The following is a 7745-nucleotide window of genomic DNA, read 5'->3' as shown; positions in this document are numbered from 1 at the left end:
CCAGGCCGTCTGGACCAAGCGACGGCCTGGGAAGGCCGCCCCACGAACGGCAAGACGGTTTTCAGGCAGCATTTGCTTCCGGCCGTGACCACTTCGTTGGCCGCCACGATCGTACTCGTCGCCTGCGCGCCCGATTGCCTGGCGACGCTGCACGCCAGCCGTGCTGGCCACCGGCAAGCGGCGAGCTGGTTGGTCCACAACGCTCAGCCCTCGCAGGCCGTGCTCGACAGCCGCGGTTGGACCGCCCTCTACACGGGCCGCAAGACCTATCGCTACGAGGCCGCCCAGGCCGCGTTCGCCGATCCGTCGCTGGCCTACGTCGTGGTCGAGCAAGCCGAGTTGGAACTGCCCAGCCGGCGCAGCGAGACCTTGCGGCTGCTGATGGCGCAGGCCGGCGAGGCGGTGGCCCGTTTCTCGGCGGACGGGGGCGACAAGCACCACGTGGTGATTCATCGTTGGCGACCCGATCGGTTTCAGCAATTAGGAGTGCAAAGCTATGCGCGATAACGTCCGCGCGTTCGTCGAGCTGGCCGCCGAAGCTCTGGCCTTGCGCGGGCCGATCTACGAGTTCGGCTCCTATCTGGTCGAGGGACAGGAAGAGCTGGCCAACCTGCGGCCGCTCTTTCCCGGCCAGCAGTACATCGGCTGCGACCTGCGGCCCGGCCCCGGCGTGAACCGCGTCGAAGACCTGGCCGCTCTCTCGCTGGCCGACGATTCGGCCCAAACGATCGTCTGCGTCGAAACGCTGGAGCACGTGTTCGAGGCCCGCCGCGCCACCGAAGAAATGGTCCGCGTGCTGGCGCCCGGCGGCATCATGTTGATCGCGGCGCCGCTCGATTTTCAGATCCACGATCATCCCAGCGACTACTGGCGGCTGACGCCGAGCTGCCTGACGCGGCTCTTGGCGCCGCTGGATGCCACGCTGGTCGGCTGGCAGGGGAGCGCGCGGTTTCCTCACACGGTGTTTGGAGTGGCCGTCAAGCGGCCCGTGCCGGCGCAGTTCGTGCGCGGAGCGGGCCAATTCGTGCAACGGATGCAGCAGTGGGCCGCGGTCGCCGCGCGCAACGAAGCTTGGCAACGGCGATTCAAGCGGTGGGCCGCGAGTTGGTTCATCAACCGCTCGGAGCACGTACGCCGCCGCGACTACTTTCAGATCGAGTTCGTGCTCGACCTGCCCAAGGGCTATGACTGGCGGCACGAATTGCTCGAAATGGCCCACGCCGATGAACACAGCGGCTCGCGGATTGATTTGAGCTGAACCCTGAAGTGCAAAAAGAGGAAAGCGTGATGAACCCGGTGAGCCGAAGCGGACGATTGCTCGTGATCGGCCTGGATGGCGCTACCTTCGACCTGCTCGTGCCGTGGGCCGAGTCGGGCCGCATGCCGAACCTGGCCCGTTTGATGGCCACCTCGGCCCGCGCGGTCGTCAACTCCACCCGGCCCTACATCACGCCGGTCGCCTGGACCACCTTCCAGACCGGTTGCGAACCGCACGAGCACGGCATCCTCGACTACCGCTATCTCGACCATCGTCACCGCAGGGTGCTGCTCAACCATGCCGGGCGCATCGGCCGGCCCACGCTGTTCGATGCGGTCTCGGCGGCCGGCGGCGAGGTGGTTTCGCTCAACTTGCCCATGACGTTTCCCGCGCCGTCTTCGGTGCGGGGCATCGTCGTGGGCGGGCTCGACAGCCCTTCGATCGACGCCGCGTTGGCCCCCTATCCCGAATTCGCCCGAGAGCTTCGAGCGACCGGGGCGCGCTTCGACCTGGGAACCGTCTGGCGCAACAAGCCGAGAACCTTCGAAGAGCTTTCACAGGGCATCGACGAGACGGCGTCGATCTTTCGCGGACAGGCCACGGCCGCCGCGGTGGCCGACCGGATGACCGATTGGCAGCTCATGTTCGTGCAGCTTCAGGTGCTCGATTCCCTGCAACACCGCTGCTGGCAGTGGCTCGATCCGCGCCAAGGCTCGACCGCCGAGCTCTGGATGTCGAAAGCCCAGCAAGCGCTGCGGGCACTCGACGATTGCCTGGGCGAGCTGATGGAGCTGGCCGCGCGGCGCGACGCGGCGGTGGTGGCCGTCAGCGATCATGGCTTCGGCCCGTTTCGCGGCAAGATCACGCTGGCCGAAATCCTGTCACGGGCAGGTTTGCTGTGCTGGCCGCGCGGTGGTCCGGCGGCCTCCTATTATCTGCGGCACGGCGTCTGGCGGCTGCGGAAATTCCTCTATCGCCGCTTCAACCCCGGCTGGAGCACGGCCCAGCTCACGCGGCCGCTCGGCACCTTGTTGCCCATCGACTGGCGGCGCAGCACGGCGCTGGCCCTGCACGGCAACCTCGGCGGCCTGATCTATTTGAACACCCGCGAGCGTTTTGCCAGCGGGCCGCTGAAGACCGCCGCCCAGCGCGAGCGGGCGTTGGTCGACGTAATTCAGGCCTTCGAGACGGCCGCGCATCCGCAGACCGGCGAGCCGCTGTTCGTCGAAGTGTTTGGCACGGCCGAGCGGTACGGCATCGATCCGGTCGAAAAGCTTTGGCCGGACGTGGTGGCGATTCCCGCGGCGGGCTTTCACACGCGGCACAAGTTCGATGCTCCGCCGCAACTCTTGCGGACCGATCCGGCGATGGCGGCCACGCACCGCTTGGAGGGCGTGCTGCTGCTGCACGCTCCGCGCGTCGCGGCCGGCGCCTATCGGCCCGCCGAGCTGCGCGACGTGGCGCCCACCCTCTTGCAGATGCTGGGCCTCCGCGTCCCCGGGCACATGAGCGGCCAGGCGCTGTCCGACCTGCTTTCCGGCGGCGCGCGGCGAACTTCGCCCAAGCCGCGGGCCGAGCCGCGCGAGCTGCAGCTTGCCGGCATCACCGACGCCGATCAGCGGAGCGTCGAAGCCCGGCTCCGCGATCTGGGCTACCTCGACTGAGTCGAATACATGGCCTCGATCACGTCGGCGAAATTGCTGTAGATCGCCTCGCGACGCAGCTTGAGCGTCAGCGTCAGCTCGCCGCGCTCGATCGATAACGGCCGGTCGAGCAAGGCGAACTGGCCGATCTGCTCGTATTGCGACACCGACGAAAGCCGCTCGCGGACACGTCGTGCATAGATCTCGCGCACCTGCGGATCATGCGTCACTTGATCCAGCGGAACCGTCTTGCCCATCCGCTCCAGTTCCGCCGCCAATGCCTCCCGGTTGGGCACGATCAAGGCGGTCAAAAAGCTGCGGCCGTCGCCGATGACCACCGCCTGTTCGATGAGCGGATCGGCCTTCAGCAGCGACTCAAGATGGTTCGGCACCGCCTTCTTGCCGGCCGCCGTCACGATCAGCTCCTTCTTTCGCCCGGTGATCTTGAGATAGCCCTCGGCGTCGATCTCGCCCAAGTCGCCCGTGTGCAGCCAACCGTCGCGCAGGGCTTCGGCCGTGGCGGCGGGCTGGTTCCAATAGCCGAGCATCACGTGCGGGCCGCGTGAGAGAATCTCGCCGTCGGCGGCAATCTTGACCTCGACGCCGGGAATGGGCCGGCCCGCGGTGCCAAGCTTCATCGCGCTTGGCGTGCAGGCCGTAATCACCGGCGAACTCTCCGTCAGGCCATAACCTTGCCCAAGCAACACGCCGCGGTCGTTGTAGAAGCGTGCCACATGGTCGGGTAGCGGAGCACCGCCCGAACAAGCCGCCCGCAACCGCCCGCCGAACGTCGCGGGCAACACCCCCGGCCGATCGGCCAGGCCGTTGTCGAGCAGGTAGCGTTGCACCTTCTCGAAGAAGTACGGCACGCCGTTGACGAGCGTGGGGTGCAGTTCGCGGCAGAAGGGCGTCACCGTGTCGGGGCCCTCGGCCAGCGCCAGTTGGCCGCCGCCCGCCAGCCAGGTGTAAACGTCGCAGGTGCGGGCAAAAATATGGCTCATCGGCAGCCACGCCAGCCGCAGGTCGTCGCTCTGGGTGCCGAAGGCCGCCAAGGTGCCCAGGGCGTTCGTCGCCAGGTTTCGCTGACTTAGCATGACGCCCTTCGGTTCGCCCGTCGTGCCCGACGTGTAGAGAATCGTCGCCAGATCGTCGGGCGACATCTGCCGGCGGGCTTCGTCGAATAGCCGATCGGCCAGCGACGCATCGGTGTGAAGCATCAGGTCTCGCAAGCAGGCAATGTCGTCGCCGGCGTCCGGACAAGGATCGTAGGAGACGAACCTCGCACTTACCGGCCGCTGCTCGCGATGCTCGGTGTAGTAGGTCAACAAACCGGCGGCCTGATCGGGTCCGGCCAGCAGCACCACCTTGGCGCCGCAATCGGCGACCTGATACGCGACTTGTGCCGGCGCCAACGAAGCGTGAACGGGCACGTGTACCGCACGCGCGAGCTGAATGGCCAGGTCGGCCACGATCCATTCGTAGCGGTTGGGCGAGAACTGTGCCACGCGATCGCCCGGCCGCACGCCGACGCTGGCCAGCACGGCGGCGGTACGACGCACGTCGTCGGACACCTCGCGCCAGTTCAGCGTTCGCCAAGCGCCGGCGGCGCGAAAGTGGATGGCCGGCTGGTCTGCGGCGGCGGCCACACGCTCGGCAAACAGCGATACGATGGTCGCCTTGAGCCAGGCCTGAAGTCCGTCGCGTGTGATGCTGTTGCTCATATTCACGATCGGTCGTAGGGTGGGACCAGCGAGCTTGCGAGCGCCGGCCCACCGCGACGGACGTCGCCCTACGGTGGGCCAGCGCTCGCAAGCTCGCTGGTCCCACCTTACGTTAAACATCCCGCGTGGCATAGATATTAAGCTGCGCTGACTGTCTGCCCGCCGGCCAGCAAGGGCAACCGCTCGCTGGCCGAGTCCTGTTCGGCGGTATGTATTGCCGTATCGGCGTCGAGGGTATCGACCGCTCGTCGCGCAGCCAGGCGAGCAAGTTCCGGACGATTGCACTGCCGGCTAAGGTGAAGCTGCACCAGCCGATGCAGCTTGCCAGGAGACGAGCGGCGTCCGACGGCCAAGACGAGCGCCGCGGCCTGCTCGTTCGAGAGGTGCCCATCGTCGCCCAGAACCCGGTCGATGAGAGACTGCGAGCGACCGCTTGAGCGTTGCAGCGCGACATCGTGATTGAATTCGAGCGCCAGCACGTCGACGTCGGTCAGGGAGTCGGCCAACGACTCATCCCAGCAGCCGAGATCGGCCACGTAGCCCAACGCCCAGCCGGCATTGAAGAGACTGGCAGCGCCCTCGAAACGGAACCCGAAGGTCGCGCCGCTGTCGTGACGGAGGCTCAACGGCCGGCAGCGCACCAGGCCCGTAATCGCGAACTCCTTGTCGCCTTCGTAGGTGCGAAACAGCCGAGCGCGGTGCATGGCGCCAAAGCAGGAACAGTATTGCCGCAGCACGGCCAGATGTTCCGCATGGCACCAGACCGCGGTCCGCAATCGCAGGAGATGGGCGAACACGCGGTCGTTCCAGTGGTCGCCGTGCGTGTGCGTGAGCAACACGGCCTGGATGCGCGGCCAGGAGACGCCGACCGTCGCCAGCCGCGTGGCCATCTGCCGCGGCCCCAAGCCCGCGTCGATCAGCAGGCTGCAGCCGTCGGCTTCGACGAGCGCGGCGTTGCCCGAACTGCCGCTGGCCAGCACCGTCAAGCCCAACGCCATCCTTGATTCTCCGAACTTGCTTTCTATGTGAGTCGGACGCAACGCCTACATGGTGGCGTCGAACAGCGGCAAGGTCAAGGGAACACCGGCCCGCGGACGCCTTGCCAAGCGACGGCTTGACCGGTAGCTTCAAGGTTTACCGCCTTTCGAGCAAACAGGAACAGAGCACCGATGGTCGCCGGCCCGCCCGACCACCACCGCATCGTCATCACCGGCATCGGTCTCACCGCGCCCAACGGCAATACGCTCGCGGAGTTCCGCGAGGCGCTCTTGGCGCGCCGCAGCGGCGTGCGCCCTTATGAGATCCGCTATGTCGGGCAGACGTTGGCCGGGGTCTGCACCTTCGATGAGCTGAAGTACCAGAAGAAAAAAGACCTGCGGCGCGGGACACGCGCCGGCAGCGTCGCGATCTACTGCGCCAACGAAGCCATCGCCGACTCCGGCCTCGACTGGCCGAACATCGACAAGGCCCAGGTCGGCATCTATATCGGCGTCACGGAACACGGCAACGTCGAGACCGAAAACGAAATCTTCGAGCTGAAAGGCTTCGACTACGACACCAAGTTCTGGTCGCACCACCACAATCCGCGCACCGTCGCCAACAATCCGGCGGGCGAAATCTCGCTCAACCTCGGCATCACCGGCCCGCACTACACCATCGGGGCGGCCTGCGCCGCCGGCAACGCCGGGCTGATTCAAGGCGTGCAAATGCTGCGGCTGGGCGAGGTCGATCTGGCGCTGGCCGGCGGGGTTTCGGAAAGCATTCGCACCTTCGGCATCTTCGCCAGCTTCAAAAGCCAGGGAGCGCTCGCCTCGCACGACGATCCCACCAAAGCCTCGCGTCCCTTCGACGTCCAGCGCAACGGCATCGTCGTGGCCGAAGGCGGCTGCATGTATGTGCTCGAACGCTACAGCGACGCCCGCGCCCGCGGAGCGAAGATTTACGGCGAGATTGCCGGCTATAATATGAACAGCGACGCCAGCGACTTCGTGCTGCCCAATCCGCAGCGCCAGGCCGAATGCCTCGACCGCGCCCTGCGACGCGCCAAGCTGTCGCCCGACGAGATCGATATCGTCAGCACCCACGCCACGGGCACCACCTCGGGCGACGCCCAGGAATGCCAGGCCCTGCGGCGCGTGTTCCATGCCTCCGGCCGCACGTCGTTCAACAACGCCAAAAGCTACATCGGCCATGCGATGGGAGCGGCCGGGGCGTTAGAGCTCGCCGGCAACTTGCCCGCCTTCGACGACCATGTTTGCCACCCCACCATCAACGTCGACGAGCTCGATCCTGACTGTACCCTCGACGGTCTCGTCATCAACGAACCGCGCGAGCTGCCGCGTGCGCGGACGATCCTCAACAACTCGTTCGGCATGCTGGGCATCAATTCCGTGTTGATCGTCAGCAAGGTCTGACGCCCAATCCCCGAACCCCAATCCCAATCCCCGCTCTATGACCACCGTCGATATTCGTAAGGCCGTTCTCGACATTTTGTCGAACATCGCACCCGACGAAGACCTGAGCCAATTGAAAGACGATGTGCCGTTTCGCGAGCAGCTCGAGCTGGACAGCATGGATTTTCTCGACATCGTGATGGAGCTGCGGAAGCGTTATCGCGTGCAGATCCCTGAAGACGACTACCTGGAGTTGCGGAGCATGGAGAGCACGGTGGCGTATCTTGAACCGCTGATGAGGGATTTGCAGAAGGCTTGACCGTACGAGGCGTCAAGAGTTAGGCGCGATCGTCGAGCGATGCCTAATGCCCAACGGCTTCCCGATGGTGGAAGGTTTTTTGAATGGGATGTTGCGATCTGATTTTGTTCCGGAATCCGACGTTGCGCGAAACCTGGCGCGGATGTGTCCACGAGCCGGCTTCAGCCGGGCTTCGACGGTCTGCCACCAGCTTTAGCTGGTGGCAAACACGATCCGGAACAAAACTCGCATAACTTAACCGCCCCCCAGCCATCGGTTTTGCGCAGGCCAGTCCCACCCTTTTCTAGCTTGGTCAAGAGGCAGTAGTTAAGCAATTGACGGCCCCCCATCTCCGCACCGCAAGCGGTCGTTTTTTGCAAGCGCGAAAAACGTCAACGGTGGCGGTTCGATGAGGGTTGAGGTTGTTGATCA

At 65.5% G+C, this 7745-nt stretch carries 7 protein-coding genes; 5 read left to right on the top strand and 2 right to left on the bottom strand.

Going from position 1 to position 7745, the window contains the following annotated elements:
• The 3 genes from VNH11_02695 to VNH11_02685 form a co-directional block, all read left to right on the top strand.
• Positions 1-507: hypothetical protein (locus VNH11_02695; protein HVA45271.1), on the top strand; the 507-nt coding region annotated here is incomplete at its 5' end.
• Positions 497-1258 (top strand): methyltransferase domain-containing protein, encoded by a 762-nt coding sequence (locus VNH11_02690; GenBank protein HVA45270.1) that lies wholly within the window; start codon positions 497-499, stop codon positions 1256-1258. The genes VNH11_02695 and VNH11_02690, both read left to right, overlap by 11 nt.
• 8 nt (positions 1259-1266) lie before the next feature.
• A complete protein-coding gene (locus VNH11_02685) occupies positions 1267-2922 on the top strand; it encodes an alkaline phosphatase family protein (protein ID HVA45269.1) in 1656 nt (551 codons plus the stop codon).
• Here VNH11_02685 and VNH11_02680 read toward each other — a convergent pair.
• Both VNH11_02680 and VNH11_02675 read right to left on the bottom strand, forming a co-directional pair.
• Entirely contained in the window at positions 2910-4622 is a 1713-nt protein-coding gene (locus VNH11_02680) for an AMP-dependent synthetase/ligase (protein ID HVA45268.1), read from the bottom strand. The two genes, VNH11_02685 and VNH11_02680, sit on opposite strands and share 13 nt — an antisense overlap.
• Positions 4623-4759: 137 nt before the next feature.
• Entirely contained in the window at positions 4760-5620 is an 861-nt protein-coding gene (locus VNH11_02675; protein ID HVA45267.1) for an MBL fold metallo-hydrolase, read from the bottom strand.
• A gap of 171 nt (positions 5621-5791) precedes the next feature.
• On the opposite strand from VNH11_02675, the gene VNH11_02670 reads away from it, so the two are divergent.
• Positions 5792-7036, top strand: a complete 1245-nt coding sequence (locus VNH11_02670; protein ID HVA45266.1) for a beta-ketoacyl-[acyl-carrier-protein] synthase family protein — start codon at positions 5792-5794, stop codon at positions 7034-7036.
• Between the two features lie 37 nt (positions 7037-7073).
• Positions 7074-7334: an acyl carrier protein gene (locus tag VNH11_02665; protein ID HVA45265.1), complete on the top strand. Its 261-nt coding sequence runs from the start codon at positions 7074-7076 to the stop codon at positions 7332-7334.
• Positions 7335-7745 lie beyond the last annotated feature (411 nt).

It is taken from the genome of Pirellulales bacterium, from assembly GCA_035533075.1.
Taxonomy (GTDB): Bacteria; Planctomycetota; Planctomycetia; order Pirellulales; family JAICIG01; genus DASSFG01.
Note: the sequence above shows the minus strand (reverse complement) of the source record. Positions and strands in the feature narration are given on the sequence as shown.